Below are 26,693 nucleotides of genomic sequence, written 5' to 3'. Positions count from 1 at the left end.
CGCGGCAAGGGCGGGGTGTATAAAAGCCCGAGACCCTCGCTTTCACCACCCACGGGCTGTACAGGAGGCTGACATGCGCAGACGGATCTACTGGCTCATACCCGACCTGGCCAGCGCGCGCCGGACGATGGACGATCTGCTGCTGGCGCGCATCGCCGAACCTCACATCCACTTCGTGGCCCGCGACGGCGCCGACATGGACGGGCTGCACGCGGCCAACCTGCTGCAGACCTCCGACATCGTGCGTGCCGCGCAAGCCGGCCTGGTGGCGGGCGGGGCGGTGGGCGCGATCGCCGGCGCGGTGGTGGCGGTGTTCCTGCCGGTGATCGGCGAGACGCCGCAGTGGGGCATGGTCGGCGTGCTGGCGGTGGTGGGCGCGGGCTTCGGCGCCTGGTCGTCGAGCATGATCGGCATCTCCACGCCGAGCAACCGGCTGCAGCGCTTCATGACGGCGGTCGAGCAGGGCCAGTACCTGCTGATGGTCGACGTGCCGCGCTCGCGGGTCGACGAGATCGAAGCCAAGCTGCAGGCCCTGCACCCCGAGGCTCATCTCGAGGGCATCGAGCCCAACATCCCGGCCTTCCCCTGATCAGCCGGACGGCGTGGCCGGATCGGCGCCGGGTATCTCGGCGTCGGCCGACCAGCCGGGGATCAGGCCGTAGAAGCGTTCGGGCAGCAAGCGCGGCAAGGCCATCAGCTGGCTCGGCGTGGCCGGGCCGACGATGGCGTATTCGGGCTCGGCGGTGTTGCGCTTGAGGGTCTCGAGCACCGGCACGCCGCGGGCATTGCTGACGCTGGCGGCCAGCGGCGCCGGGCCCTTGGCGGCGCGGCGCGTCACCACGGCGATCTCGCCGCTGCGCAGTTGCACCACGTCGCCAGGCGGAAAGATGCCGATCGCGCGCAGCATCGCGGTGGCGATCGGGCTGCCCTGCTCCTGCTGGAACAGCTGGCGCACCGCCACCTGCGGCGCCAGCGCCGGGCGCTGCGCACGCGGGCTGATGTTGGCCATGTAGATGTCGGCCGCACGCAGCACGCGTGCCAGGTCCGAGGCCTCCTTGACGCCGCGCGGGTAGCCGCCGCCATCGCTCTGCTCGTGATGGTCCTCGACGGTGGCCAGCCACTCGGCGTCGGCGATGCCCGAATCGCGCAGCATCTGCGCCGAGCGCTGCGGGTGGCTGCGGATCAGCTCGCGCTGGCGCGTGCTGGGCGGCGTGTCCTGCTCGGCCAGCGTGGCCTGCAGCTCGATGGTCGACACGTTCATCGTCAACGCCGCACGCGTGAGGGTCTGCACCCGCGCGGCGTCCCAGCCGAGCATGCGACCGGTCAGGATGCCCAGCGCCGCCACGTGCAGCGAGTGCGTCAGCGCGTAGAGCGCGAAGCGGCGGTCGTCACGCCGCACGGCGTTGAACAGCGCCACGTCGGGGTCGCGGTCGACCAGCGCGATGACTTCATCGGCCTCGGCTTCGAGTTCGACCCGCAGATCGTGGAACTTGCCGATGCGCCGCTGCAGCGCATCGAACTCCCAGACCTGCTTTTCCCAGCGGTCGAACAGCGTCAGCTTGCGTGCGCTTGGCACCTTGCCGGCGATCGACGCCCCCGCCGCCTCGCGCAGGCGGCGCACCGCCACCACCTGCTCGCGCTCGACCCAGGCGCCGCGCTCGAGCAGCATCGCGAGCTGGTTCTCGGACACCACCGGCTGGCCCTTGCCGAGCAGCAGGCGGGCCTGGGCGTCGAGCACTCGAAACGGCAACGGCTGGCCGAGGGCGATCAGATCGCGCACGTCGTTCAGCGGCACACGTTCAGGTACGGCAGTCATGGTGTCCTCCGTTCAGTCGACGCAGGCACTCGCGGCGCAGCGTTTCCTGCATGCAGGAGTCTCCCACCGTTCGCCGACAGGTTCGTTACGCTGGCGTCCATCGATCCACATCAAGGAGACACGGCATGGCACACACACTCGGCTGGGGCCTGATCGGCGCCAGCAACATCGCCCGCGAATGGATGATCGGCGCGATGCGCGCCCAACCCGGCAACGCGGTGGTGGCGGTGATGAGCAGCATCGCCGAGCGCGCCGCCGGCTACGCCGCCGCGCACGGCATCCCGGCGGCCTGCGACCACATCGACGCCCTGCTGGCCGACCCGGCGGTGGACGCGGTCTACATCAGCACCACCAACGAGCTGCACGCGCGCCAGGCCATCGCCGCGGCCCGCGCCGGCAAGCACGTGCTGTGCGAGAAGCCGCTGGCGCTCAACCTGGCCGACGCACACGCCATCGTGGACGCCTGCCACGCGGCCGGCGTGGTGCTCGGCACCAACCACCACCTGCGCAACGCCGCCACCCACATCGCGATGCGCGACCTGGTGCGCGCCGGCGCGATCGGCCGGCCGCTGTTCGCGCGCGTGTTCCACGCCGTGCACCTGCCGCCGCACCTGCAACGCTGGCGCATCGACAAGCCCGAAGCCGGCGCGGGCGTGATCCTCGACATCACCGTGCACGACGCCGACACGCTGCGTTTCCTGCTCGACGCCGAACCGGTCTCGGCGGTGGCGCTGACGCCGCCGTCGACGATGGCGCACGGCGCGATCGAAGACGCCGTGATGGCCGCGCTGCAGTTCGACAACGGCGTGCTGGCCCAGCTGCACGACGCCTTCACCGTGCCGCACGCCGGCACCGGCATCGAGCTGCACGGCACGGCCGGATCGATCGTCGGCCGCGACGTCATGACGCAGCGCCCGATCGGCGAGGTGCGGCTGCGCAATGCCGAGGGCGAGCGGGTGATCGAGGTCGTGCCGCACAACCTCTACGAGCGCTCGCTGGCCTGCTTCAACGACGCCGTGTTGGGCCGCGGACAGCCCGCCGCGACCGGCGACGACGGCCTGCGCTCGCTCGCCACCGCGCTGGCGGTGATGGAGGCGGCACGCAGCGGCCAGCGCAGCGCCGTGCAGCTGGCCTGAAGCCGGCCCTCAATCGACCGTCAGCACCCGCCGGCTCTCGAAACGGCGAGGCGCGCCGCTGACCGGATCGGTGAACGCGATCGAGCGCGCCAGCAGCTGCAGCGGCCGGCTGTAGTCGGGCTGGGCGCCCTCGGCCAGATCCGGCTGCAACACCGGGTAGATCCGGTCGCCGCGGATCGGCAAGCCCAGCGCCGCCATGTGGGCGCGCAGCTGGTGTTTCTGCCCGGTCCGCGGGCGCAGGCGGTACAGCGCCAGCGGCTCGGCCGCAGCCACCCGCCGGATCAGCTCGATCGACGTCTGCGCATTCGGCTCGCCGGCCACCTCGGCCATCTGCATGAAGGCGTCGGCGCGCTCCTGCAGCCGGCTGCAGCGCGTCAGCGGCAGCGCCAGATCGGCGCGCCACGGTGCGACCGCCTCGTAGACCTTCTCGACCGAACGATCGCGCAGCAGCGACTGATAGGCGTGGCGGGTCGCCGGCTGCACGGTGAACAGCACCACGCCGGCGGTCTCGCGGTCGAGCCGGTGCATCGGCACCAGCGTGTCGATGCCGAGCTGGCGCTTCAGGCGCACCAGCAGCGTCTCCTGCACGTAGCGGCCCTTGGGCGTCATCGGCAGGAAATGCGGCTTGTCGACCGCCACCAGATGCGCGTCCTGGAACAGCACCTCCGCCTCGAACGGGATGCGCGGTTCGGCCGGCAGCGCGCGCCAGTACCAGAGCCGGGTGTGCGCCACATGCGGCGCGTCGGGCGGCAGCGGCCGACCGTCGACGGCCAGCACGTCGCCTGCGGCCATGCGCTCGCGCCATTGATCGGCGGTCAGCACCGGCAGGCGCTCGGCCAGGAAGTCCGCCGCGCCGGGCCACGCGCCGGGCAGCGTGGCGACGCAGCTCGGGCCGACGCCGTCGCGCGTGGGCGGTCGCCAGGCCGGCTTGGGGCGGCTCACCGCGAGGCCTGCCGCAGCCTCGGGGCGTCGGCCGGCTGCGACGCGCCCCGTACGTCGGCCCGCGACATGAATCGGTGGAGGCCGTGCAGCCGGGGGCCGGCATCGGCTGCGGAGGGAGCGACGGGTTCGAACATGGTGGCGATTGTCGCCATCCGCGCCGCGGGTATCGCGACCTGCCGGAGTGAGCCCGATCGGGCGTCTAGAGGTTGCCGACTAGACTTTGCTGCACTGCAACAAAACACTTGCACTCGCCTCGTCGAGCCCTCATACTTCATTCCATGCTGCAGTGCAGCAAAACAGATCAACCCGATCGCAACACCTGGAGTCTGACCATGACCAATCCCGCTGAACAGATCGCCGCCGCCAACAAGGCCGCCCTCGACAACCTCGTCACGCTGACCCAGCAAGCCTTCAAGGGCATCGAGCAGCTGGTCGAGCTGAACATGCAAGCCGCCCGTTCGTCGATCGACGACAGCGTCGAAAAGGCCAAGGCCGCCCTGGGCGCCAAGGACCCGCAAGAATTCATGACCAGCCTGCAAGCCAACCTGCAGCCGGCACAGGACAAGGCCGTGGCCTACGGCCGCCAAGTGGCCGACATCGCTGCCGCCACGCAAGCTGAAGTCAGCAAGCTGGCCGAAGCGCAGGTCAAGGCCGTGCAGGAGCAGTTCCAGTCGCTGGTCGACACCGCCGTCAAGAACGCCCCGGCCGGCAGCGAGTCCGCCGTGGCCGCCGTCAAGAGCGCCATCGCCAACACCACCGCCGCTTTCGACAGCGTGCAGAAGGCTGCCAAGCAAGCCGCCAGCGCCGCTGAAGCCAACTTCAAGCAGCTCAGCGCCACCGCTGAAAACACCGCCAAGGCCGCCGCCGAAGCCGTGAAGAAGAGCACCAAGCGCTGAGCGCATGAATCTCCTCGGGTTCTGACGAGCGAGTTTCGTCGGCAACCCTTGAAGCCCGGCAACTGCCGGGCTTTTTTTCGTCTGCGCATCGGACGACGCCGAGCCGCCCGGCACCCGGTTTCAGGGCATCGCCGGCTCGACGCCACCCTCGCCCGGATGCCGCATGCGCCGGATGTCGCGCTGCGGCGGCGCGCCGAACAGCCGGCTGTAGTCGCGGCTGAACTGCGAGGCGCTTTCGTAGCCCACCCGAGCGGCGGTGCTGCCGGCGTCGAGGTCGTGGCTGAGCATCAGCTGCCGCGCCTCCTGCAGGCGCAGCTGCTTCTGATACTGCAGCGGGCTCATGCCGGTCAGGCCGCGAAAGTGCTGCCGGAAGGTCGACGGGCTCATGTGCACGCTGGCGGCCAGATCATCGATCCGCACGTCGCCGGTGAAGTTCTGCTTGAGCCACGCCATCGCGCGCGCGATCTGATGGCTGGGCGAGCCCGCCGCCAGCAGGTGGCGCAGGTAGGGGCCGTGCGGGCCGCACAGCAGGCGCAGCATGATCTCCTGCCGGATCAGCGGCGCGACATGCGCGATCAGCTGCGGCTCGCCCAGCAGCCGGACCAGGCGGATCAGCGCGTCGAGCAAGGGCGCTTCGGTCTCACACCGCGAGATCGCGCGCGGCGCCGGGTCGCGCGGCAGGGGTGGCCGATCCATCTCGGCGGCGGCCTGCACCAGCGCGCGTGCATCCAGCGTCAGCACCAGCCCCAGGAACGGCCGCGCCAGGTCGGCCCGGGTGACCTGCCCGATCACCGGCAGATCGACGGCAGTCAGCAGCGACTGGCCCGGCCCGTAATCGATCACCTGCTCACCGGCCGTGACCTGCTTGCCACCCTGCGCGACGACGGTCAGCCCGAGCGCATAGATGCAGGGCGTCGGCTCGGTCTTGAGGCTGCTGCGGAAGAGCGTCAGGTCGGGCAGTTCGGTCAGGCAAGGGCCGTCGTTTCGGGCAATTCGGCCGATCTCATGGGCCAGGGTATCGATGGGCATGGTCAGCCTGTGGAGGTGGATTCCTGTCGCATTCACTCGGCCGGCACGTGAATCTCGCGCGCGTGCCGCCAGCGGCACTTTACCGCCGACGGTATCGAGCCATGGGATGCATGACGACGAAGCCTCGAAAAAGGCAAGACATGAATCAGAACCGGCAAGCTCGCCGCCGGCTCGCCGCAGACACTTCGCCGCATCGACGCACTTCCGGATCCCCTCCGCCATGAGCAAGCTCAACGTCAACGGCCGTGAGCACACGGTCGACACCGACCCGGCCACCCCCATCCTCTGGGCCCTGCGCGACACGCTGGGCTTGACCGGCACCAAGTTCGGCTGCGGCGCGGCGCTGTGCGGCGCCTGCACCGTGCACCTGGACGGCCAGGCGATCCGCTCGTGCATCACGCCGATCTCGGCCGCCGAGGGCAAGCAGATCCGCACCATCGAGGCCACCACCGACGGCAGCGACCGGGTCGGCGCCGCGGTGCACGCGGCCTGGGTCCAGCACGACGTGGCGCAGTGCGGCTACTGCCAGAGCGGCCAGATCATGAGCGCGACGGCGTTCCTGAAATCACTGCCACGTGGCAAGCAGCCCAGCGCCGCCGAGATCGACACGGCCATGGCCGGCAACATCTGCCGCTGCGGCACCTACGCCCGCATCCGCGCCGCGGTGGCCGATGCCGCCCAAGCCCTCGCCTGAAGGACGCCACCATGTTGCACCACATCGATCCCATCGAAATGCCCGGCGCGGTGCAGCACCTGCTGGCCCGTGAACAGGCCGATCAGGCCACCCCGCTGCCGCGCCGCAGCTTCCTGAAGCTGGCCGGCGTCGGCGGCCTGGCGCTCGGTGCCTTTCCTCTTCTGGCCACGGCACAGGCCAGCGCCGCAGCGACCGCACTGAAGCCGACCCAGCAGCCGTCGGCCTTCGTGCAGATCGCGCCCGATGGCGAGGTCACGGTGACGATCAACCGGCTGGAGTTCGGCCAGGGCGTGCAGACCGCGTTGCCGATGATCCTGGCCGAGGAGCTCGATGCCGACTGGCGCCTGGTGCGCAGCCGCCACGGCTCGGGCGACGCGGCCTACGTCGACCCGCTGTTCGGCATGCACCTGACCGGCGGCTCCAACTCGGTCAAGAACAGCTACACGCAATACCGCGAACTCGGCGCCCGCGCCCGGGCCATGCTGCTGGCGGCCGCCGCGACGCGCTGGAACGTCGACGTCGCCACGCTGCGCACGCAGGCCGGCACGGTGCTGGGGCCCCAGGGCCGCAAGGCGACTTACGGCGAACTGGCCGAAGCCGCGATGGCGCTGCCGGTGCCCGAGAAGGTCACGCTGAAGGATCCGAAGGACTTCCGCATCATCGGCCGCGCCACCACGCGCCTGGATGCCAAGGCCAAGAGCAGCGGGCGTCAGGACTTCGGCATCGACGTGCGCCTGCCCGGCCAGCTCACCGCCGTGGTCGCGCACCCGCCGGTGTTCGGCGCGAAGCTCGCGTCGGTCGACGACAGCGCGGCGCGCGCCGTCAAGGGCGTCAAGGCCGTGCTGCGTGTGCCGCTGGACCGTGGCGCCGAAGGCATTGCCGTGCTGGCCGACGGCTACTGGCCGGCCAAGCAGGGCCGCGACGCGCTGAAGCTGCAGTGGGACACGTCGGCGGTCGAGAAGGTCGACAGCGAACGGCAGCTGGCGCAGTACCGCGCGCTGGCCGGCCAGCCCGGTGCACGCGCCTTCGACGCCGACATGGCGCCGCTGGCCACGGCCCCGCAGCAGCTCGAAGCCGAGTTCGTCTTTCCCTATCTGGCGCATGCGCCGATGGAGCCGCTGAACTGCACCGTCGAGCTCGGCGACGACCGCGCGACGCTGTGGGTCGGCTCGCAGATGCCCGGCCTGGACGGCGCAGCCGCCGCACGCACGCTGGGCCTCAAGCCCGAGCAGATCAAGGTCAACGTGCAGATGGCCGGCGGCGGCTTCGGCCGGCGCGCGATCCCGAGCAGCGACTATGTGATCGAGGCCTGCCAGGTCGCCAAGGCGGCGCGCAGCGCCGGCCTGAACGCGCCGGTGCGCCTGCTGTGGAGCCGCGAGGACGACATCAAGGGCGGCTACTACCGCCCGATGCACCTGCACCGCGCCCGTGTCGGCTTCGACGCGCAGGGCCGCGTGCTGGCCTGGGATCACGTGATCGTCGGCCAGTCGATCACCACCGGCTCGCCCTTCGAAGGCTTCATGGTCAAGAACGGCATCGACGCCACCGCCACCGAGGGCATGCGCGACCCCTACGGCGTGCCGATGCGCCTGACCGTGCACCACCCCAAGCTCAACGTGCCGGTGCTGTGGTGGCGCAGCGTGGGCTCGACCCACACCGCCTTCGTGATGGAGACGCTGCTCGACGAGATCGCCCGCGCCACCAAGCAGGACCCGGTGGCCTACCGGATGCGCCTGTTCGGCGACAAGCACCCGCGCCACCGCACCGCGCTGCAGCTGGCGGTCGACCAGAGCGGCTACGGCAAGAAGCGGCTGCCGGCCGGCCGCGCCTGGGGCGTGGCGGTGCACGAGTCGTTCTCGACCGTGGTCGCCTACGTCGTCGAGGCCTCGCTGCGGGACGGCAAGCCGGTGCTGCAGCGCGTGACGGCCGGCGTGCACTGCAACCTGGCGGTCAACCCGCGCAGCATCGAGGCACAGGTGCAGGGCGCGGCGCTGATGGGCCTGGGCATGTGCCTGCCCGGTGCGGCCATCACCTTGAAGGACGGTGTCGTGCAGCAGAGCAATTTCGGCGACTACGCCGTGGCGCGCATCACCGACATGCCGGCCTTCGAGGTCCACGTCGTGCCGAGCGCCGACGCGCCCACCGGCATGGGCGAACCCGGCCTGCCGCCGCTGGCGCCGGCCTTCGCCAACGCCGTCGCGCAGCTGACCGGCAAGCCGCTGCGCGAACTCCCGTTCAAGCTGGCCTGAGCGCGATGGAAGACCTCGACACCCGCGTCCTGCGCACCACGCTCGGCTGGCAGGCCGCCGGCCTGCCGGTGGTGCTCGTCACCGTCGCGCGCACCTGGGGCTCGTCGCCGCGGCCGCCGGGCTCGCTGATGGCCATCAACGGCCGTGGCGAGACGGTCGGCTCGGTCTCGGGCGGCTGCATCGAGGACGATCTGATCGCGCGCATCCGCGAGGGTGGCGTGCAGGCGGCCTGCGCCAGCGACAAGCCGGCCGTGCTGCGTTACGGCATCTCGGCCGACCAGGCGCATCGCTTCGGCCTGCCGTGCGGGGGAACGGTCGAACTGGTGCTGGAGCCGGTGTCGGCACACAGCCGCGTGCAAGCCTTGTTCGACGCCTGCCAGCAGCGCCGCAGCACCGAGCGGGTGCTGGACCTGCGCACCGGCCAGGTCGAGCTGCGTGAAGGCCGGCGCGACGGCGTGCCGGAACTCACCGACACCCACCTGATCACCCACCTCGGGCCGCAGGCGCGGATCATCGTGATCGGCGCCGGCGACCTGTCGCGCTTCCTGTGCCAGATCGCGCTCGGCCTGGGCTTCGAGGTGATCGTCTGCGACCCGCGCGAGGAACAGCGCGCCAGCTGGCGTCTCGACGGCGTGGTGGTCAGCCACGAGATGCCCGACGACCTGATCGTGCGCCTGAAGCCGGACGCGCGCACCGCCGTCGTGGCCCTGACGCACGACCCCAAGCTCGATGACCTGGCCCTGATCGACGCACTGCAGTCCGACGCCTTCTACGTCGGCGCCATCGGCTCGCGCCGCAACACCGCGCAGCGCCGGGCGCGGCTGCACGAGCACTTCGATCTGCCCGAGGCCGCACTGCAAAAGCTGCACGGGCCGGCCGGTCTCCACATCGGCAGCAAGACGCCCGCCGAGATCGCGCTGTCGATCATGGCGCAGGTGGTGGCCGTCAAGAACGGCGTGCGGACGGACGCTCAGCCCCGCTGATGCGCCGGCAGCACCCGGCCCTCGCAGGCGCCGAAACCGATGCGCACGGCGCCGGGTCGGGCGCAATGACCGCGCAGCAGCACGCTGTCGCCGTCCTGCAGGAAGGTGCGCTGCTCGCCGTTGGCCAGCGTCAGCGGCTGCTTGCCGCCGAGCGAAAGCTCCAGCAGCGAGCCCCCTTGTTTCGGGTCGGGCCCCGAGAGCGTGCCCGAGCCCAGCAGGTCGCCGCTGCCGAGGTCGCAGCCGTTGCTGGTGTGGTGGGTGATCAGCTGCGCCAGCGTCCAGTAGGCGTCGGTGAAGTTCGACGCCATCAGGCGCTCGTGCGGCAGGCCGTCGGCGCGCATCTGCGCGGTCTGCAGCCACACCTCCAGCGTCAGGTCGATGTGGCCGGCCGCGCGGTTGGCGGCGCTGTCGAGGTAGGGCAGCGGCTGCGGGTCGCCGGCCGGGCGGCCGAACGGCGCGCGGAACGGCGCCAGCGCCTCGGGCGTGACGATCCACGGCGAGATCGTGCTGGCGAAGCTCTTGGACAGGAAGGGGCCGAGCGGCTGGTACTCCCAGGCCTGCACGTCGCGCGCCGACCAGTCGTTGAGCAGCACCAGGCCGAAGAAATGGTCCTCGGCCTGCTCGATCGCGATCGGCTCGCCCAGCGCATTGCCGCCGCCGATCAGCACGCCCACTTCGAGCTCGTGGTCGAGGCGCCGGGTCGGCGCGTAGACCGGCACCTCGTCGTTCGGGCCCTTGATCTGCCCGTGCGGGCGCACGACGGCATGGCCGCTGGCGCGGATCGACGAGGCCCGGCCGTGGTAGCCGATCGGCACCCACTTGTAGTTGGGCAGCAGCGGGTTGTCGGGGCGGAACAGCTGGCCCACCGTGGTGGCGTGGTGGATGCCGGTGTAGAAGTCGGTGTAGTCGCCGATGCGGCAGGGCAGGCCCAGCTCGACCGCGTCGAGCGCGTGCAGGCACGGCTGCAGCGCGGCCTGTGCGGCGCTGCCCTCGGCCAGCGCGGCCGACAGCGCCGTGCGCAGCGCACGCCGGCCGGCCGCACCGCGGTCCATCAGCGGGTTCAGCGTGCCGGCTTCGGTGCCCTGCAGCGCATCGGCGGCAGCGCCGGTCAGCACGCCGGCCTGCACCGCGGCCAGCAGGTCGATCACCCGATCGCCGATCGCCACGCCGGGGCGCAGCAGCGCGCTGCTGCCGGCGGGGCGGAACATGCCCAGCGGCAGGTTCTGGATCGGGAAGTCGGTGTCCGGCGTGTGGGCGCCGGCCACCCAGCTGCGCAGGGCCGGGTCGTGGCTGGCGTCGATCATGAAAAGCGAGGCCGGGCTCATGCGGGTTGCCCTTGCAGCGGGTCGGCCAGGCCTTGCCAGCAGTCGGCGTAACGGGCCTCGAGCGTGCCGCTGCCCTGCATCGCCCAGGCGGTGGGCACGAAGCGCAGGCGGCTCTCGAGCATGAAGGCCAGGGTGTTGTCGAGTTTCTGCGGCTGCAGCTCGGCCTGCGTGGCGCGCTCGAAGGCCTCGGCGTCGGGCCCGTGCGGCACCATCGCGTTGTGCAGGCTGGCGCCGCCGGGCTTGAAGCCTTCGGGCTTGGCGTCGTATTCGCCGGTGACCAGGCCCATGAACTCGCTCATCACGTTGCGGTGGTACCAGGGCGGGCGGAAGGTGTCCTCGGCCACCAGCCAGCGCGGCGGGAAGATCACGAAGTCGCAGTTGGCCACGCCGGGCGTGTCGCTCGGGCTGGTCAGCACGGTGAAGATGCTCGGATCGGGGTGGTCGTGGCTGATCGAGCCGATCGTCATGAAGTGCGCGGTGTCGTACACGCACGGCGCCAGGTTGCCGTGCCAGGCCACCACGTTGAACGGCGTGGCCGGCTGCAGCGCCTGCCAGAGCCGGCCGCCGAACTTCTTGACGATCTGGTGCGGCAGGTTCTCGGCCTCGAACGCCGCCTGCGGGCTGTGGAAATCGCGTGCGTTGGCCAGGCCGTTGGAGCCGATCGGGCCCAGCTCGGGCAGCCGGAAATGGGCGCCGTAGTTCTCGCAGGCGTAGCCGCGCGAGGCACCGTCGGGCAGCGCCACCTTGAAGGCCAGGCCGCGCGGCAGCAGCGCGATCTGGCCCGGCGCCACGTTCAGCACGCCCTGTTCGGTGGTGATGACGAGCCGGCCGAACTGCGGGATCAGCAGCATCTCGCCGTCGGCGTTGACCAGCGCGCGCTGCGTCATCGAGGTGTTGGCGGCGTAGATCAGCGCGCCCATGCCGACCTGGGCGTCGACGTCGCCGTTGGCGACCACGGTGCGCAGGCCGTCGACGAAATCGGTCGGCGCGTCGGGCAGCGGGAACGGATGCCAGCGCAGCGGATCGGGCGGCGTCACCACGCCAGCGGCGGCGCCGCTGGTCCACAGCGGCTGCCCATGGGGTGACGCATAGGGCTGGTAGCCGCCGGTCACCACCGAGGGCTGGCGGCGATACAGCCAGACCCGCCGGTTGGCCGCGCGCGGCGCCGTGAAGGCGGTGCCCGAGACCAGCTCGGGATAGAGGCCCAGCGGCGCGCGCTGCGGGCTGTTGCGGCCCTGCGGCAGCGCGCCGGCGATGGCCTCGGTGGCGAATTCGTTGCCGAAACCGCCGAGTGCGGTCAGGGTGGACGTGCTCACGGGTGTCGACATCGTCGCGCTCCCTTCAGGTGGTTGACTCGGTGGCGCCGGCATCGGCATCCGCACGGGCCGCAGCCAGCGCCTGCAGCAGCGTCGCCTGGTCACCGATGTGGTTGGCCAGCAGCAGCACCAGGCGGGCGTTGAGGGCGTGGCTCTGTTCGGCGCTCAGGCCGTGGTGGCTGAGGATCAGGGCCTCGTAGAAGTCGTCGGGCGCGCCGAGATGGGGGGTGGTGATCAGGCTCATGGCGGGACTCCGGGGCGGTTCAGGACAGCGCCAGCGCGCGGCTCAGCGCAGCGCGTGCATCGGCGGCGGTGACGGTGCGCCAGCGCGCGCAGACGTGCTGGTCGGGGCGCAGCAGGTAGGTGGTGCCGGGCCGGGCGTCGAAGCGCTGCGCCAGCAGGCCCTGGACGTCGCGCAGCGCACGGGCGCCCGGGGCGGCCTGGCCACCGTCGGCACCCAGGACCTGCAGCACCTGCATCGGCAGCGACCCGTCCGCATCGGCGACGGCCCGCAGCGCGGCGACGGCCTGGGCGGCGCCCTCGCCGTCGAACACCAGCGCGGTGAAGCGGCCCGACGGCAGTTCGCGCAGCAGCCAGGTGGCGCGGCCGTCGGCATCCAGCAGCGGCGCATCGGTGCTCGGCGCACCCGGCACCATCGGGCCGGCGAAGCGGTCGCGGTCGGGCGTGTTCAGCGGCGACGCGTGCAGCGTGGCGGGCACCGAGAGCCGGCCGCTGTTGACCAGCGCACGCGCAAAGGTATGCACCTTGGCCAGGGCCAGCGTGGCGTCGCGGAACAGGCGGCTGATCTCGCTCTTGGGCGTGATGAAGTCGGTGGCGCGGGTCGAGTTCAGGATGTTCTCGTCGGCGGCGTATTCGCGCTCGGGGCCGTAGCTGTCGAGCAGCGCATCGCCGGCCCGGCCTTGCAGCACGTGGGCCAGCTTCCAGGCCAGGTTCTCGCCGTCCTGCACGCCCGAGTTGGCGCCGCGTGCGCCGAAGGGCGAGACGCCGTGCGCCGAGTCGCCGGCAAAGAACACCCGGCCGTGGCGGAAGGCGTCCATGCGCAGGCAGGCGAAGGTGTAGACGCTGGCCCATTCGAGCGCGTGGTCGGCGTCCTTCATGGCGGTCTGCGCCAGCATGGCCTTGACGCGCCGGGCGATGTTCTCCGGGCGCTTCTCGACCTCGGGGTCGGCGTCCCAGCCGAGCTGGAAATCGATGCGCCAGACGTTGTCGGGCTGCTTGTGCAGCAGCACGCTCTGGCCGGGGTGGAACGGCGGGTCGAACCAGAACCAGCGCTCGGCCGGGAAATCGACAGCCCCCACGCCGGCGGCCTTCATCTTCACGTCGGCGATCAGGAAGCGGTCGCGGAAGACGCGGCCGTGGCTCTCCTGGCCGAGCAGCCGGCGCAGGGTCGAGCGCGAGCCGTCGCAGGCGGCCACGTAGTCGGCGGCTAGCCGGTAGGGGCCGTCGGGCGTGTCGATGCTCAGCACGACATGGTCGGCATGCGGCTCGATGCCCGCCACGGCGCTCTTCCAGCGCAGGTCGATCAGCGGCAGCTCGGCGGCGCGCTCGGCCAGGTAACCCTCGACGTAATACTGCTGCAGGTTGATGAAGGCCGGACGCTCGTGGCCGGCCTCGGGCAGCAGGTCGAAGCGGTAGATCTGCTCGGCCTTGAAGAACACCTTGCCGACGTTCCACGACACGCCCTTGTCGACCATGCGCTGGCCGCAGCCCAGGCGGTCGAAGATCTCCAGCGTGCGCTTGGCAAAGCAGATCGCGCGCGAGCCGCTGGACAGGCGGTCGTCGTTGTCCAGCAGCACCACCGGCACGCCCTGCTCGGCCAGGTCGATGGCCAGCGCCAGGCCCACCGGGCCCGCGCCCACCACCACCACCGGGTGGCGCGCGGGTGGCGAGGCGCCATGGTCGCGGGCGCGCCGGTAGGGGAAGACCACCTTCTGGTAGTCGACGGCGGGGCGGTCGGCGGCGGCGGTGGGGGCGGACATGGCGCTCAGCCTTCCAGCGTCTGCCACATCTGCACGTCGCGCTCGGCGGTCCAGATGCGCGGGTCGCGGTGGGCGGTGGCCTCGTCGTAGCAGCGCGTCACGTCGAACGGCATGCAGTGGTCGAAGATCACCCAGTGGCCGTACTTCGGCTTGAGCGCGGCGTAGGTGGCCTTGTAGACCGCGTTCAGGTCGAGGCCGGCGTCCACGCCCTGCTTGACGCTGGTCCAGACGTCGGAGATGAAGGCGCGCGTGCCGGCCAGGCCGGCGGCCACCTGCTCGGGCGTGGTCAGCGCGGCGCCACGGCCGGGCACCAGCGCCACCGGCTGCAGCGCGGCGATGTTGTCGAGCGTGGCCGGCCAGTCCTGGAAGTAGGCGTCGCCGGCGTAGGGCGTGGCGTCGAACTCGACCAGGTCGCCCGAGAACAGGATCTTCTGCGACGGGATCCACGCCACCGTGTCGCCCTTGGTGTGGCCGCGGCCGAGCTGGATCAGCTGCACCTCGAGCTGGCCCAGCCAGATGCTCATGCGGCCCTCGAAGGTCATGGTCGGCCAGGTCATGCCCGGCGGCACCGATTCGACCGCCTGGAACAGCCGCGGGAAGCGGCCGATCTCGCTGGCCTTGTCCTGCTCGCCGCGCTCGACGATCAGGTCGTAGGTGTCGCGGCTGGCGACGATGTGCTGGGGCGCGTAGCCGCTGGCACCGAGCACGCGCACCGCGTGGTAATGGCTCAGCACCACGTACCTGATCGGCTTGTCGGTGACGGTGCGGATGTGGCGGATGACGTCCTGCGCCATCACCGGCGTGGCCTGGGTGTCGATCACCATCACCGCGTCGTCGCCGATGATCACGCCGGTGTTCGGGTCGCCTTCGGCGGTGTAGGCGTAGGCGTTGTCGCTGAGCCTGGTGAAGCTGACCTTCTTGACCTCGAGGTCGGCCTGGCTGGCGAAGGCTTTGGTGGGGGCGTTGCTCATGGGGGTTCCTGCTGGCTGAAGGGCGGCGGCCCTGAACGGATGCTCGGAGAATCGAATAACTGATTCCGCAATGTCTAACTCTTGTCGGATGCTAGCAAACCGAGTTGTCAATGTCTAATTGATTTGACCCAGCGCAAACCCGGCCCCCGTCATCACGGCCAGCGCTGCGGCCGCACAATCGAGCCCCGCCCCAACGCCGACGACGACCCACGCCATGCCCGCCCGCGAACCCAAGCTCCCTGCCGATCCGGATGCGGCCGCCGCGGCCCTGGACGGCGCCACCCCGCGCGAGCAACGCGGCATCCAGAGCGTGGAAGTCGGCGGGCAGCTGCTGCGCGCCCTGGCCCACTACGGCCGGCCGATGCCGCTGAAGGACCTGGCCCGCGAAGCCGGCATGGTGCCGGCCAAGGCGCACCCCTACCTGGTGAGCTTCGGCAAGATCGGGCTGGTCGAGCAGGACAAGGTCAGCGGCCGCTACGGCCTCGGGCCCCTGGCCCTGCAGCTCGGGCTGATGAGCCTGCAGCAGGCCGACCCGGTGCGCATCGCCGCGCCGCTGCTGCCCGAACTGGCGCAGCTCACGGGCGAGACGGTGGCGCTGGTGGTGTGGGGCAACCGCGGGCCGACCATCGTGGTGGTCGAGGAATCGCCGCAGGTGCTGCACGTCAACATGAACCACGGCACGGTGTTCTCGATCGCCGACACGGCGTCGGGCCGCCTCTACGGCGCCTACCTGCCCAAGGAGCTGGTGCGGCCGATGTACGAGCAGCAGCGCCGCACCGCCGAGCGTGGCAGCCTGCCCACCTGGACGGAATTCGCCGCCACGCTGGAGGCCGTGCGCGCGCAGGGCATGAGCCGCTCCGAAGGCACGGTGGTGGCGGGCGTGAGCGCGCTGTCGGCGCCGGTGTTCGACCACCGCGGCCAGATCGTGCTGGCCGTCACCTGCGTCGGCACCTCCGCCGCCTTCGACAGCCGCTGGGACGGCCCGGTGGCCCTGGCGCTGCGCAGCTGCGCGGACAGGGTGTCCGAGCGGTTGGGCTGGCGGCCTCAGCCTTGACACGCCAGACGGTGGCTCAGTCGGCCCTCAGACCCAGTCGCTCCACCACCAGCGCCCACCGGGCGGCTTCCCGGTGCATGCGTGCCGCGGCCTGTTCGGGCGTGTTGGGGACGAACTCCAGGTCCATCGCGAGCATCTTGTCGCGCACCTCGGCCTGGGTCAGCACCGCGCCGAAGGCCTCGTTCAAGGCGGCCACGACGGCCGGGGGCGTGCCCCTGGGTGCCAGCAGCAGCTGACCGAACGTGGCCTCGTAGCCGGCAATGCCCGCCTCGCTCATCGTCGGCAACTCCGTCGCAATGGGCGAGCGCCGGGCCGTGGTGACGGCCAGGCCCGTCAGCTTGCCGCTCTTGACGTGGGGCATGACCACCGGCGTGGACAGAAAGCCGCACTGCACGGCGCCACCCATCAAGTCCTGCAGGGCGGCATGGGGCCCTTTGTAGGGAATGTGCGTCATGCGCAGGCCCGTTGCCGCCAGGAACATCTCCGCGGCCAGATGGCCTGGCACGCCCTGCCCGCCCGATGCATACGACAGGTCGTGCGACCTGGCGTGGGCCACCAGTTCCGACACCGTCCTGACCGGCACCGCGGGATGGCACACCAGGGTCTGGGCCGAGTTGGCCAGATAGATGACGGGCACCAGGTCCACGTCGGCCTTGAACTTCAGGTTCCGATACAGGCGCGGGTTGACGGTGGCCACGGTGTCCACCGTCACCAGCAGCGTGTGGCCGTCGGGCGCCGACCGTGTCACGGCCTCGGCGGCGAGATTGCCGCCGGCGCCCGGCCGGTTCTCGATGATCAGCGGCTGCCTGAACGCCGCCTGGAACGGCCCGTCCACCAGCCGGACGATGACATCGAGCGACGACGGCGGGAACGCCGAGATCACGCTCACCGGCTTGCCCGGCCAGCCTTGCGCCCAGGTGGTGCTGGCCACGGAGGTGGCCAGCGCAAGGGCCGCCGCAAGAATGAATCGGGTCGAACGCATGGGCACCTCCGGTTGGCAATCAGGTGATCGGAAGGACGGGCTCAAGGCTTTGCCTGACCCTGGGCACCATTGGGTCACAACGGCGTGCGCCCCGTAAGATGGCCGCGGCACATGGGCCATAACCGGGAGCTATGGATGAGGCTTGCGCAGATTCGCGACTTCCTGGCCGTGGTCGAATCCGGCAGCATTTCCGCCACCGCCCGAATGCTCGGGGTCTCGCAGCCCGGGCTGACCAAGAGCCTGGGGGCACTGGAGGCCGAACTGGGTGCGTCGCTGCTCAAGCGCACGCCCAGCGGCGTCACGCTGACCCGACTGGGGCAGGCCTTCCATGTGAGGGTGCGCGCCGGCTACGCCGAGTTCGCGAAGGCGCAGGAAGAACTGGCGCGCGGCGGCCAGACCCAGGTGGCACTCGGGTTCGGCCCTTTTTTCGCAGCGCAGATCGTGCCGCAGGCGGTGATGATCTTCCGCGAGAAGTTTCCGGACGTGCAGTTGCGCCTGGTGGAGGGCCTCGGGCATGCAACGCGCCCGCTGGTGCGCGACGCGACCCTGGACATGACCTTGGCGCCGCGCGCGCCGAGCGTCCGTGACGACCCGGCCATGCGCTTCAAGCCGATCGCGCACCTCGACCAGATCGTCGTCGCACGCCGGGGCCACCCGTTGGCGCAGGCGCGTTCGGCCGCCTCGCTCGCCAGTGCCGAGTGGCTGTGCATCGTGCGGCGCGACGTGACGGCCGAGGCGCTGCGTGCGCTCGGTGTGCCCGAGCCCCGGCGGATCACGGAATGCGAGTCGTTCAGCGCCATGCACACGCTGCTCGCCGGATCGGACATGCTGGCCGTGGTGCAACACCCTTTCCTGGACATGCCGCAGGTCGGGCAGGCGATCCAGGAGATACCGATCGCGCAACGCATGCCAGGGCTGACGGTGGGCCTGCACATGCGCGCCGACGCACCGCTGTCCAAACCCGCTGCCGCGCTGGCCCGACTGGTGTCGGACATCGGCCGCAAGCTGCTGCAGAAGGGCTGAGCCAGCTGGCGGCGGCGTCGATGTGGCGCCACCGCACGCTCACGAGCTGACCATGCTCCCACCCCCCGCATCAGCCTCTCGCACAGGCTTGAGCTTTCTCAGGAAGGTCGGGGCCACGGTCCAGTGCTGCATGGTTTCAGTGATGACCGTGACCGACTTGCGGTTGTACTTCGTGATGACGCCGAACAGGACCGGGTGCCCGTCCGGCTGGAACGACACGCGCTCGCCAAGGCTGAATTCCAGCATGGCCGCATGCGCGCGCATCTGCTGAAGGAACTTCAGGCGAGCGACGATGCGGTTGTTCAGGTCGACCAGTTCGTGCTCGGTCAGCTTGTCGATGTCGATGGCCACGGGACGGCTCCTCTGGTTGGCGGGAACCGGCATCGTACTGATCGTTGGGCTGGGCGCCCTCGACAACTTGATCAAACTTGATTCGTCGTTCCACCAGCCCCATAATCGATCGGCTATGCAGCGAGTGCTTCAACCAGAACCCATCCGCGCCGCCCTGGCTGCCAAGGGGTGGGATCAGAAACAGCTGGCGCAGACGATCGGTGTCAGTGCCCAGGCCGTCACCAACTGGATGAAGGGGGAAGATTTCCCCCGGCCGGCCACCCTTCTCAAGCTCGCGACAGCCTTGTCGCTCAGCTTTGACGAGCTGGTGCATCTGCCGCAACGGGACGAACCGATCATCGCGTTCCGCAAGAAGACGGGCACCAAGACGACCGACGAACATGTGCTGCGGGCCAAGGCGATGGGCGCCCTGCTCAAGCCTCTGGTGCCGTTTTTGCCCCCGCGCAAGGCCCTGCGCACCCAGATCCCATCGGCCTCGACCGAGTACGAACTTCTGCAGAACGCAGCAGCATCGGTGCGCGCGAAGTTGGGCATCGGCGCTGAGTCGGTGCTGACCTACGAGCGTCTCATCGCCGAGTTCGACGCCAACGATGCGGTGCTCATCCCGGTGATGTGGGGAAAGAAAGACCGTCACGAAAACGCCTTGCACATCCTGCTGCCTGGCGATCAAGTAACGTTCATCTACTTGAACCTCGACACCCATCTCGAAGACTTCAAGTTCTGGATGGCGCATGAGCTGGCGCACGTCTACACGCCCGACCTCGCCGGCAAGGACGCGGGAGAAGACTTCGCGGATGCGTTCGCGGGCAGCCTGCTGTTCCCGCGTGAACTGGCCCGGCATGCGTATGCGGAGGCCAGCCGTGCCCCGACCGCTGCGGCCGAAATGCAGGCGCTGCAACAGTTTGCGCATCAGCACATGATCTCGCTGTTCACCGTCTACACACAGGTGAGCCGGCATGCGACGGCTGCAGGATTGCGGCCCCTGCGAGTGGCAGACAAGAGCATCCACGCGGTGCGCAACAGCGGACGCGGTGCGCTGGTCAGCCAGGCATTGTTCGAGCCGATGCCGCCCGATCCGTCGACCTACATCGCCGCGGCTCACAACGTCTTTCAGTCGGCGTTTTTCCCGGCCCTGCGACGCATGCTGCACGAACGCGGCACCGGGGTCGGCTACGTTCAACAACTGCTCGATGCGTCGATCGCCGATGCGCAGGCCCTGCACACCGAGTTGATCCGTTGACGCTGGTCCTGCTCGACACGAACGCCTATCTCAGGCTGGCCAAGCGGGTGCGGCCGATGCTGGGAGTTCGTTTCGGCCGGAAAGACTACGTGCTGACCATCCTGCGCGATGTCGAGGACGAAGTGCATCGCAGCAGCCGATTGCGCTCGAAGTTTCCCTGGTTCGAGCAGGGCGATCTGCGCACGGAACGCCTGTCCAAGCAGGTGCGCCTGAGTGCTGCGGAAAAGCAGCAACTGGCCGATGCCCAGAGCGTGCTGCACGGCTACGTGCTGTCCGACATGGACCGCTACATCGGAGGCGGGCGTTCGCCGCCGTCGTCGACCGATTGCCGTGTGCTGGCCTTCGGGCAGATCCGCCCGGCCATCGTCGTGACCGACGACCTTGGCATGCACCTGTTGGCCCACGACTTCGAGATCGCGGTCTGGCACGGCTGGGAACTGCTCGCGAAGATGCGCACGGCCAAGGTCGTTGACAACGACCTCATCCGCGAGATCTACGCCGCGCTGGAGCGCAACGGTGATCTGACGGACACCTGGAAGGCCGTCCGGCACACCGAGTTCGCCAGGATTTTCGGCAAGGGGCCGACAGCGTGATGCACAAGCCGCCCATGCCAAAGAAGGCACCCGAGCGAGGCCGCTGGTCAGATTTCGAAGACGAATTCCATCGCCTGCTCGGCCGCCTTGTGCACACGACCGCGCGACTCGATTTCCACATCGGCCTGCAGTTGCATGGCCTCGGGCCGTTCTACGGGGTCGAGGTGGCCGATGCGCTGGACCCTGTGAAATCGAAGATCAGTTGCCGCCTGAAGAAGCTGCGGCAGGTCCTTCGACATGCGCTGAAGGATGCGCCCGCACCTGTTCAATCGGACTTCAAAGCCTGGTTCGATCGGGTGGATTTCGCCCGGGCGATCCGCAACGACTACGTGCACGGGCGCTGGGCAGCGCCGGGACCGCTGAAGTTCAAACCGCCGGGACGGCTGATCGACGCCGAGCCGCTGCTGGCGTTTGTCCCACTGGGTTGGGATATGCGGCCTGATCGGCCCGACCCGAGCATCGTGATGACGATCGAAGAACTGGCTGCGCAGGTCGAGGAAGCCGACGCATTGAGCCTGGATTTCATGAACCTGCTCGATCGCCATGTCTTGTTCATGGCGCCAGGCTCACGAGGCTGACCATGGGCGACAAGACAGAAGCCGGCACCATCGAGCGCGACCGGGCCGAGACGACCTGGTCGACGTGGGCCGCTGCTTCATCGTGATCGGGGCGGCGATGGACCGGGTTGCGCCGTGCGCACGCACGATTCGGCGCACTTCATGGATCGAGTCAACGGTATCCATGTCCGCTAGCGAGCGTCGCCGGCGGACCATCCGGTGTTCACCGGCTTGGTCCAGAGCCCGGCGCAGGTCATCGCTGGTGGAAGCCAGTGCCATCACGTCTGCGTGGGCCACGAATTCAAGGGCCTGATGATGGCGATGGACAGCATCAACAGCCGATGGGGCCAGGGCTCGATCAAGCGCGCCGGCGGCCGGATCGGTGACATGCCGCGAGCGTGGGGCATGAAGCAGGACCGCAAGACGCCCGGCTACACGACCGAATGGGCCGTCATCCCACCGGCATCGACTGGCCGTCCTTGAGCCGCAGCCAGCCGCTGGCGATGCGATAGACGGCCCACACGCCGAGCACGAACAATCCCACCGCCCAGGTGGCGATGCCGATCAGCACGAGGGTCAACGGGATCGACACCAGTGCCACCAGCACCGACCACGCCAGTGCGAACCAGAACGTGCGGATGGCCCAGGTGAAATGCGACTCCAGCCAGGTGCCTTGCGCCTCACCGCGTTTCACGTAACTGATGATCACCGCGATGATCGATGGCCAACCGAAAAGGAAGGATCCGACGATGCTGGCAGCACCGAACGCCCCGATCCCCAGGCCCAGCGCATGCAGCGCGTAAACGATGTGCATGCTCCGGACAAGAGCGGTGCGGACACCGACGTCGGTCACCTGGTTCATGCGCAGGGCCCTCCTGTGACATAAAGGGCGATTGTGGCTTCTGCTCGAGAACACCCCGCCCAGCCAGGCGGGCCCTTCGGCCCGCCTGGCCAATCCATCGATCAAACCACGACGATGTTCACCGGCGCGGTCCAGAGCCCGGCGCCGGCGATGCCGATGCCGCGCACGCGTACCCACAACGACTGCATCAGCGGCAGATCGCTCAAGATGATGCGCGTGCTGCTCAGTGCGGTCAGTGCGTGTTGCCAGCCGGCATCCTGCGTCGGGTCGCCCAGGGTAATCTGCACCTCGTAGCTGCCTGCGCCGGCCACGCGGTTGACGCGCACGGTCAGGCTGCCGCGATGTGGGCCGTGCTGGACCTTGAATCCCTCGGGGGCCAGCAACGGCTCGACGCTGCTGGTGCGGACGGGATCGCGGCGCAGGTCATAGCCGGTGGAAGCCAATGCCGCCGCGTCGCCGTGGGCCACGAACTCGAGGTAGGGCGCCAGTTGCCGCAGCATCGCGGTGAGCGCCAGGCGTCTCTCGTTGCGCAGTCCGATCTGGACGATGTCCTGGGTTCTGCTGGCGTGATACGCATTGCGATAACTGTCATTGGCCGCGGTCAATGTCGCCTGCGCAGGCGCGGGCGTCGGCCATGGCTCGGGGAAGCGCGGATTGCCGGTCAGTACCGCAATGATCAGCCCGGCCTTGGTCTGGAAATCGGCCTCGCTGAGACGCTCGAAGTTGAGGATCAGTTTCGGTTGCATGACATCTCCCAGTGGTTGGAGATTTCATTGTTCGAGATGCGGCCTTGATAACGGACACCCCCAAAAGAGGGAACCGGCATGATGAATCGCGATTTCCGTCACGAATCAGACGGTTCAGAGGGGGGGGGGGGGTGCAGCGGAAGCCGCGCGAGCGATGCCCAACGTTGACGGCTCTTCAATTACGTCGGTAGCTCTTCGCCCCCGAATCGCTGTAGCAGTACACCCCGCCGCGAGGCCCGACACACATCTGCCGATTGCGACACAGGCAGTCATCGGTGGCGGGTGAGATCGTCATCTCGGATCGCCCGCCCGCCGACATGGAACAGGCCTTCTTCGAGCCGCTGATCGAGCCGTCGTTGCAGACGAAGGTCGATCCGGCGCAGTGAGAGACGCCGCCCTTCTTGCCGGAGCATGGTTGGTTGGTTGCAGAGGCACCCAAGGCTGTCGATGCAAGGGCAATGGCCAGAAGCCACCGGAGCGCCGTGGCAGAGATCCGGATCAGTGGCGCGGCGCGGTCGAGCACGATTGCTCCATCACTTTTTGATCGCAGCGGGCCATCTTCGGTTCCACATCATGGGTCGCAGGTGGGCACTGTGCCACTCGTCGAGCTTCCTGCCGCGTGATTCACGAAACGGGCAAGTCGTTGGTGCCACGTTTGACCACATGCTGAAGCCACGAGCAACTTCGTCCTGGCGCCTGGTACAAGCTCACAAGCCGATAGTCTGACACCCAGGACAACCCAACAATGGCATTACCCGATGGTCTCTATGACCTGTTGCTGACCGAGGGCCTGTCCCGATCGCTCGCAACCATCGACCCCAGCAGCGCGGATGTGTCGGCGCTCAAAGGTGGCGCCGCAGAGTTCTTGGCCGACGTCATCACGCGGCAGTTGGCGACGCTGCTTGACGATGTCGCCGGTGACGGCGCCGACAAAGCCACGCGGCAACTCGAACTGGTCAATGAGCTCTTGGTGATGCTGCGCCAGCGGCTCAACGTCGGCGACGGTTCGACCGGTGCCGCTGGGTCTGCCGAAGTCGTCGACCTGGTGGCATCGCCGCTGCGCGTCCTCAGGGCCGTGCAGCGCAACCAGCAGTTCCCGACGTCACCGGAGATCGGTCTGGCCGTGCCGTGGCTTTTCACGGCCGGCAAAGGCTCGCCTTCATTGCTGCAGGAGATCCGCCGCGAACTGGCCTCCAGCGACCAGGTGGATATCCTCGTCAGCTTCATCACCGTGTCGGGCGTTCGCAAGCTGCAGGACGTGCTGCAGCAGATCACGGCCAAGGGCGGAAACGGACAGGGCCAAGCGGGCACACGCCTGCGCATCCTCACCACCACCTACACCGGCGCGACCGAGGCACGGGCGCTGGATGAGCTCGCGCGCCTGCCGGGGTGCGAGGTGCGTGTGTCGCTCGATGGCCGGCGCACGCGCTTGCACGCGAAGGCCTGGCTGTTCCAGCGCAAGACCGGCTTCGGCTCAGCCTATGTCGGCAGTGCCAACCTGTCGGGTGCGGCGCTGACCGGTGGGCTGGAGTGGACCGTCAAGCTGACCCAGCGCGCGCAAGAGGCGCTGTTTGCTCGGGCGGTTGCCCACTTCGAAACGCTGTGGGCCGACAGCGAGTTTCAGCGTTACGACCCGGACAACGTCGCGCATCGGCAGGCACTGGCCGCTGCGCTCGGCCGCGAGTCCTTCGGCGGCGGCGAGCCCACTGCCACGATCAGTTTCTTCGACCTCCAGCCCAAGACCTATCAGCAAGAGATGCTGGAGCAGTTGATCACCGAGCGCAGCCACGGCCGCAACCGAAACCTATTGGTGGCGGCCACCGGCACCGGCAAGACCGTGGTGGCGGCGTTCGACTATCGCAACACCTGCCGTGTTGAAGGCGGCCGCCCTCGCCTGCTGTTTGTGGCCCACCGCGAGGAGATCCTGCGCCAGGCCCTGCGCACCTATCGCGAAGTGCTGCGTGACCCCGAGTTCGGCGACCTGCTCACTGGCGGCAACCAGCCCGAACGATGGGACCATTTGTTTGCCACCATCGACAGCGTGACCAGCCGCGACCTGGTGACCACCGTTGGCGCCGATCATTGGCACACCGTCGTGGTGGACGAGTGCCACCGGCTGGCAGCCGATCGCTTCGATGCCTTCGTCAAGTCGGTTCGCCCCAGCGTTTTGCTCGGCCTGACCGCGACACCCGAACGCAGCGACGGGCAACCCATCGCGCAGTACTTCGATGCGCGCCCGGATGGCAGCCCTGCCATCGAGCTGCGGCTGTGGCATGCGCTCGACCTGCAACTGCTGGCGCCCTTCGAGTACTACGCCTGCGATGACGGCACCGATTTCTCAGCGGTGCCATGGGACAAGCCGGGCGAACGAGAGGCGGTGGACAAGCTCGTGACCGGCAATGACGTGCGTGCCCGGCTCGTCGTCAATGAATGGCGCCGGCTGGCTTCTGACGCATCGACATCACGTGCCATCGTGTTCTGCGTTTCGGTTGCACACGCCGAGTTCATGACCGACCGGTTCAACCGCGCCGGCCTGCCGGCGGCCTGCGTGGTCGGCACGACGGCGATTGAAGAGCGGCGCCGCGCGCCGCAACGCCTACTCAGCGGCGAGCTTTGCGCGCTGGTGACGGTTGACCTCTACAACGAGGGCATCGACCTGCCGATGGTCGACACCCTGTTGCTGCTGCGGCCCACACAGAGCCCGGTGCTGTTCCAGCAGCAGATCGGCCGCGGCCTGCGCTTGGCGCCGGGCAAGGAGAGCTGCCTGGTGCTCGACTTCGTCGGCCAGCATCGCACCGAGTTTCGATTTGATCGCCTGTTGTCGAGCCTGACCGGGTTGTCGCGCCGCGAACTGGTGGATGGCGTCGAGAACGGATTCGGCAGCCTGCCGCCGGGCTGCCACATCCACCTTCAGCGGCAGACGCGAGAGCAGGTGCTGCAAGGCTTACGTGCGCTGACGACGCAGAACTGGCGCCGCCTGAAGACCGAGTTGCAGACGTATGTGGCGCTGAAGGGCCGTGCGTCCGTGCGCTTGGCGGACTTTCTGCATGACCAGGCGCTGGAGCTCGAAGACATCTACCGCGCGGGCACCGGCCAGGGCCGCAGCGGCTGGACGGCGCTCAAGCGCGACGCCGGCCTGATCGTCGCGGAGCCCGGTCCGGAAGAGGACTACTTCAGCCGACGTTTTGCAGACCTGCTGCACGTGGATGACCCGCGTCGGCTCGACATGATGGCCGCGGTTGGCGCGAGGCAAGGCGACTCGGAAGTGCTCGACACCAAGAGTGCATTGGGTGTGCAGATGCTGGCCTATCAGATCGATGGCCGGCATGCGCAGGCCGCCGGCCACGAGGCTTTTGCCGAACGACTGGCACGCCACCCTGCCATCGCCGCGGAGCTGGTCGAGTTGTCAGACCTGCTGCAGGCCCGAAGCAGCCTGGGCGCCAACGCATTGCCCGGTCTCGAAGACACGCCGTTGTGCTTGCACGCCGCCTATGGCGCGCGTGAGGTGCTCACGGCGGTCGGTTGGCTGACGGCAACACGCCGTACGCCATTCCAGGCTGGTGTATTGCCACTGACCCACCGAAAGACCGAACTGCTGTTCGTGACACTCGACAAGAGCGAGGGCTACCACGACCGCATCTCGTATCACGACTATGCGATCAGCGCGGAGCGCTTCCATTGGCAAACACAGAACAGCGCCGGCCCGGACACGCCCGGCGGCCGGCGTTATCTGGAGAGTGAGAGCAATGGCTGGCAATTCCAGCTTTTCGTGCGGCCGCGTAAAGGCGACGCCTATCGGGCCTGCGGGCGGGTGACGCTGGAGTCGGCCGAGGGTGATCGGCCGATGAGTATTGTCTGGCGGCTTGACGTGCCGTTGCCTGCGAGGCTGTTCAGGGAGTTCAGTGTGCTGCGTGGGGTGTAAGGCCGG

At 69.1% G+C, this 26,693-nt stretch carries 26 protein-coding genes; 13 read left to right on the top strand and 13 right to left on the bottom strand.

The genetic code is table 11. From position 1 onward, the window contains the following. Positions 1–73 precede the first annotated feature (73 nt). Positions 74–589 (top strand): DUF1269 domain-containing protein, encoded by a 516-nt coding sequence (locus LCHO_RS21460; protein WP_012349304.1) that lies wholly within the window; start codon positions 74–76, stop codon positions 587–589. Here the strand turns inward: LCHO_RS21460 and LCHO_RS21455 are convergent, their stop codons facing one another. Further along, a complete protein-coding gene (locus tag LCHO_RS21455) occupies positions 590–1,816 on the bottom strand; it encodes an HD-GYP domain-containing protein (RefSeq protein ID WP_012349303.1) in 1,227 nt (408 codons plus the stop codon). It lies immediately after the preceding gene. Between the two features lie 125 nt (positions 1,817–1,941). Here LCHO_RS21455 and LCHO_RS21450 point away from each other — a divergent pair, with 125 nt between their 5' ends. Next, entirely contained in the window at positions 1,942–2,952 is a 1,011-nt protein-coding gene (locus LCHO_RS21450) for a Gfo/Idh/MocA family protein (protein ID WP_012349302.1), read from the top strand. 9 nt (positions 2,953–2,961) lie between these two features. Here LCHO_RS21450 and LCHO_RS21445 read toward each other — a convergent pair whose 3' ends face one another. Further along, positions 2,962–3,894 (bottom strand): pseudouridine synthase, encoded by a 933-nt coding sequence (locus LCHO_RS21445; RefSeq protein WP_012349301.1) that lies wholly within the window; start codon positions 3,892–3,894, stop codon positions 2,962–2,964. Positions 3,895–4,226: 332 nt separating this feature from the next. On the opposite strand from LCHO_RS21445, the gene phaP reads away from it, so the two are divergent. Beyond that, complete coding sequence (gene phaP, locus LCHO_RS21440) at positions 4,227–4,790, top strand: TIGR01841 family phasin (protein ID WP_012349300.1); 564 nt, start codon at positions 4,227–4,229, stop codon at positions 4,788–4,790. Between the two features lie 120 nt (positions 4,791–4,910). Here the strand turns inward: phaP and LCHO_RS21435 are convergent, their stop codons facing one another. Then, positions 4,911–5,819 (bottom strand): AraC family transcriptional regulator, encoded by a 909-nt coding sequence (locus LCHO_RS21435; protein ID WP_012349299.1) that lies wholly within the window; start codon positions 5,817–5,819, stop codon positions 4,911–4,913. Between the two features lie 220 nt (positions 5,820–6,039). On the opposite strand from LCHO_RS21435, the gene LCHO_RS21430 reads away from it, so the two are divergent. The 3 genes from LCHO_RS21430 to LCHO_RS21420 are packed head-to-tail and all read left to right on the top strand — an operon-like array spanning position 6,040 to position 9,745. Then, complete coding sequence (locus LCHO_RS21430; RefSeq protein WP_012349298.1) at positions 6,040–6,513, top strand: (2Fe-2S)-binding protein; 474 nt, start codon at positions 6,040–6,042, stop codon at positions 6,511–6,513. A gap of 11 nt (positions 6,514–6,524) precedes the next feature. Then, positions 6,525–8,762 carry a xanthine dehydrogenase family protein molybdopterin-binding subunit gene (locus tag LCHO_RS21425; RefSeq protein ID WP_012349297.1) on the top strand — a complete coding sequence of 746 codons (2,238 nt, stop codon included), beginning with the start codon at positions 6,525–6,527 and terminating at the stop codon, positions 8,760–8,762. A 5-nt stretch (positions 8,763–8,767) separates the two neighbouring features. After that, a complete protein-coding gene (locus LCHO_RS21420) occupies positions 8,768–9,745 on the top strand; it encodes an XdhC family protein (RefSeq protein ID WP_012349296.1) in 978 nt (325 codons plus the stop codon). Here LCHO_RS21420 and fahA read toward each other — a convergent pair. Genes fahA through LCHO_RS21395 form a run of 5 tightly spaced genes read right to left on the bottom strand, consistent with a single transcriptional unit; the run spans position 9,733 to position 15,357 of the window. Beyond that, positions 9,733–11,070: a fumarylacetoacetase gene (gene fahA / locus LCHO_RS21415; protein WP_012349295.1), complete on the bottom strand. Its 1,338-nt coding sequence runs from the start codon at positions 11,068–11,070 to the stop codon at positions 9,733–9,735. The two genes, LCHO_RS21420 and fahA, sit on opposite strands and share 13 nt — an antisense overlap. After that, on the bottom strand, positions 11,067–12,398 hold the full coding sequence (gene hmgA / locus LCHO_RS21410) for a homogentisate 1,2-dioxygenase (RefSeq protein ID WP_012349294.1): 1,332 nt from the start codon (positions 12,396–12,398) through the stop codon (positions 11,067–11,069). The genes fahA and hmgA overlap by 4 nt, the downstream gene beginning before the upstream one ends. 13 nt (positions 12,399–12,411) lie before the next feature. Then, positions 12,412–12,630, bottom strand: coding sequence for a DUF2783 domain-containing protein (locus LCHO_RS21405; protein WP_012349293.1), 219 nt, complete (start codon positions 12,628–12,630; stop codon positions 12,412–12,414). A gap of 19 nt (positions 12,631–12,649) precedes the next feature. Next, positions 12,650–14,386 (bottom strand): FAD-dependent oxidoreductase, encoded by a 1,737-nt coding sequence (locus LCHO_RS21400; RefSeq protein WP_012349292.1) that lies wholly within the window; start codon positions 14,384–14,386, stop codon positions 12,650–12,652. Between the two features lie 5 nt (positions 14,387–14,391). Beyond that, the gene (locus LCHO_RS21395) at positions 14,392–15,357 is read right to left on the bottom strand and encodes an MBL fold metallo-hydrolase (protein WP_012349291.1); all 966 of its coding nucleotides are present in this window, start codon (positions 15,355–15,357) and stop codon (positions 14,392–14,394) included. A gap of 214 nt (positions 15,358–15,571) precedes the next feature. Here LCHO_RS21395 and LCHO_RS21390 point away from each other — a divergent pair, with 214 nt between their 5' ends. Beyond that, a complete protein-coding gene (locus LCHO_RS21390) occupies positions 15,572–16,411 on the top strand; it encodes an IclR family transcriptional regulator (protein ID WP_012349290.1) in 840 nt (279 codons plus the stop codon). A gap of 16 nt (positions 16,412–16,427) precedes the next feature. Here the strand turns inward: LCHO_RS21390 and LCHO_RS21385 are convergent, their stop codons facing one another. After that, positions 16,428–17,393, bottom strand: coding sequence for a Bug family tripartite tricarboxylate transporter substrate binding protein (locus tag LCHO_RS21385; protein WP_012349289.1), 966 nt, complete (start codon positions 17,391–17,393; stop codon positions 16,428–16,430). Between the two features lie 69 nt (positions 17,394–17,462). On the opposite strand from LCHO_RS21385, the gene LCHO_RS21380 reads away from it, so the two are divergent. Further along, positions 17,463–18,416 (top strand): LysR family transcriptional regulator, encoded by a 954-nt coding sequence (locus LCHO_RS21380; protein ID WP_150105544.1) that lies wholly within the window; start codon positions 17,463–17,465, stop codon positions 18,414–18,416. Between the two features lie 39 nt (positions 18,417–18,455). On the opposite strand, the gene LCHO_RS21375 is transcribed toward LCHO_RS21380, so the two are convergent. Further along, entirely contained in the window at positions 18,456–18,767 is a 312-nt protein-coding gene (locus LCHO_RS21375; RefSeq protein WP_012349287.1) for a hypothetical protein, read from the bottom strand. Between LCHO_RS21375 and LCHO_RS21370 the strand changes: the two genes are divergently transcribed. From LCHO_RS21370 to LCHO_RS21355, 4 genes are all read left to right on the top strand, one after another. Then, positions 18,754–20,007, top strand: coding sequence for a helix-turn-helix domain-containing protein (locus LCHO_RS21370; protein ID WP_223210480.1), 1,254 nt, complete (start codon positions 18,754–18,756; stop codon positions 20,005–20,007). The genes LCHO_RS21375 and LCHO_RS21370 overlap by 14 nt on opposite strands. Beyond that, positions 20,004–20,600: a hypothetical protein gene (locus tag LCHO_RS21365; RefSeq protein WP_012349285.1), complete on the top strand. Its 597-nt coding sequence runs from the start codon at positions 20,004–20,006 to the stop codon at positions 20,598–20,600. The genes LCHO_RS21370 and LCHO_RS21365 overlap by 4 nt, the downstream gene beginning before the upstream one ends. Further along, entirely contained in the window at positions 20,600–21,178 is a 579-nt protein-coding gene (locus LCHO_RS21360) for a hypothetical protein (RefSeq protein ID WP_012349284.1), read from the top strand. The genes LCHO_RS21365 and LCHO_RS21360 overlap by 1 nt, the downstream gene beginning before the upstream one ends. Before the next feature lie 198 nt (positions 21,179–21,376). Further along, entirely contained in the window at positions 21,377–21,640 is a 264-nt protein-coding gene (locus LCHO_RS21355; RefSeq protein ID WP_150105543.1) for a DUF4113 domain-containing protein, read from the top strand. Here the strand turns inward: LCHO_RS21355 and LCHO_RS21350 are convergent. From LCHO_RS21350 to LCHO_RS23050, 3 genes are all read right to left on the bottom strand, one after another. Beyond that, the gene (locus tag LCHO_RS21350) at positions 21,609–22,019 is read right to left on the bottom strand and encodes a DUF4870 family protein (protein WP_012349283.1); all 411 of its coding nucleotides are present in this window, start codon (positions 22,017–22,019) and stop codon (positions 21,609–21,611) included. The two genes, LCHO_RS21355 and LCHO_RS21350, sit on opposite strands and share 32 nt — an antisense overlap. Positions 22,020–22,120: 101 nt before the next feature. Next, positions 22,121–22,765, bottom strand: a complete 645-nt coding sequence (locus tag LCHO_RS21345; protein ID WP_012349282.1) for a hypothetical protein — start codon at positions 22,763–22,765, stop codon at positions 22,121–22,123. Between the two features lie 175 nt (positions 22,766–22,940). Then, the gene (locus LCHO_RS23050; protein WP_012349281.1) at positions 22,941–23,288 is read right to left on the bottom strand and encodes a YdcA family protein; all 348 of its coding nucleotides are present in this window, start codon (positions 23,286–23,288) and stop codon (positions 22,941–22,943) included. A 222-nt stretch (positions 23,289–23,510) separates the two neighbouring features. Between LCHO_RS23050 and LCHO_RS21340 the strand changes: the two genes are divergently transcribed. Then, complete coding sequence (locus LCHO_RS21340; RefSeq protein ID WP_012349280.1) at positions 23,511–26,687, top strand: DEAD/DEAH box helicase; 3,177 nt, start codon at positions 23,511–23,513, stop codon at positions 26,685–26,687. Positions 26,688–26,693 lie beyond the last annotated feature (6 nt).

It is taken from the genome of Leptothrix cholodnii SP-6 (genome assembly GCF_000019785.1).
Classification (GTDB): Bacteria; Pseudomonadota; Gammaproteobacteria; order Burkholderiales; family Burkholderiaceae_C; genus Sphaerotilus; species Sphaerotilus cholodnii.
Note: the sequence above shows the minus strand (reverse complement) of the source record. Positions and strands in the feature narration are given on the sequence as shown.

Coding starts and splice junctions, on each gene's coding strand:
- LCHO_RS21395 (WP_012349291.1), bottom strand. CDS start 15,357: ATGAGCAACGCCCCCACCAAAGCCTTCGCCAGCCAGGCCGACCTCGAG.
- LCHO_RS21400 (WP_012349292.1), bottom strand. CDS start 14,386: ATGTCCGCCCCCACCGCCGCCGCCGACCGCCCCGCCGTCGACTACCAG.
- LCHO_RS21370 (WP_223210480.1), top strand. CDS start 18,754: ATGTCGATGGCCACGGGACGGCTCCTCTGGTTGGCGGGAACCGGCATC.
- fahA (WP_012349295.1), bottom strand. CDS start 11,070: ATGAGCCCGGCCTCGCTTTTCATGATCGACGCCAGCCACGACCCGGCC.
- LCHO_RS21425 (WP_012349297.1), top strand. CDS start 6,525: ATGTTGCACCACATCGATCCCATCGAAATGCCCGGCGCGGTGCAGCAC.
- LCHO_RS21405 (WP_012349293.1), bottom strand. CDS start 12,630: ATGAGCCTGATCACCACCCCCCATCTCGGCGCGCCCGACGACTTCTAC.
- LCHO_RS21350 (WP_012349283.1), bottom strand. CDS start 22,019: ATGAACCAGGTGACCGACGTCGGTGTCCGCACCGCTCTTGTCCGGAGC.
- LCHO_RS21435 (WP_012349299.1), bottom strand. CDS start 5,819: ATGCCCATCGATACCCTGGCCCATGAGATCGGCCGAATTGCCCGAAAC.
- LCHO_RS21345 (WP_012349282.1), bottom strand. CDS start 22,765: ATGCAACCGAAACTGATCCTCAACTTCGAGCGTCTCAGCGAGGCCGAT.
- LCHO_RS21390 (WP_012349290.1), top strand. CDS start 15,572: ATGCCCGCCCGCGAACCCAAGCTCCCTGCCGATCCGGATGCGGCCGCC.
- phaP (WP_012349300.1), top strand. CDS start 4,227: ATGACCAATCCCGCTGAACAGATCGCCGCCGCCAACAAGGCCGCCCTC.
- LCHO_RS21420 (WP_012349296.1), top strand. CDS start 8,768: ATGGAAGACCTCGACACCCGCGTCCTGCGCACCACGCTCGGCTGGCAG.
- LCHO_RS21340 (WP_012349280.1), top strand. CDS start 23,511: ATGGCATTACCCGATGGTCTCTATGACCTGTTGCTGACCGAGGGCCTG.
- LCHO_RS21360 (WP_012349284.1), top strand. CDS start 20,600: ATGCACAAGCCGCCCATGCCAAAGAAGGCACCCGAGCGAGGCCGCTGG.
- LCHO_RS21460 (WP_012349304.1), top strand. CDS start 74: ATGCGCAGACGGATCTACTGGCTCATACCCGACCTGGCCAGCGCGCGC.
- LCHO_RS21450 (WP_012349302.1), top strand. CDS start 1,942: ATGGCACACACACTCGGCTGGGGCCTGATCGGCGCCAGCAACATCGCC.
- hmgA (WP_012349294.1), bottom strand. CDS start 12,398: ATGTCGACACCCGTGAGCACGTCCACCCTGACCGCACTCGGCGGTTTC.
- LCHO_RS21455 (WP_012349303.1), bottom strand. CDS start 1,816: ATGACTGCCGTACCTGAACGTGTGCCGCTGAACGACGTGCGCGATCTG.
- LCHO_RS21430 (WP_012349298.1), top strand. CDS start 6,040: ATGAGCAAGCTCAACGTCAACGGCCGTGAGCACACGGTCGACACCGAC.
- LCHO_RS21385 (WP_012349289.1), bottom strand. CDS start 17,393: ATGCGTTCGACCCGATTCATTCTTGCGGCGGCCCTTGCGCTGGCCACC.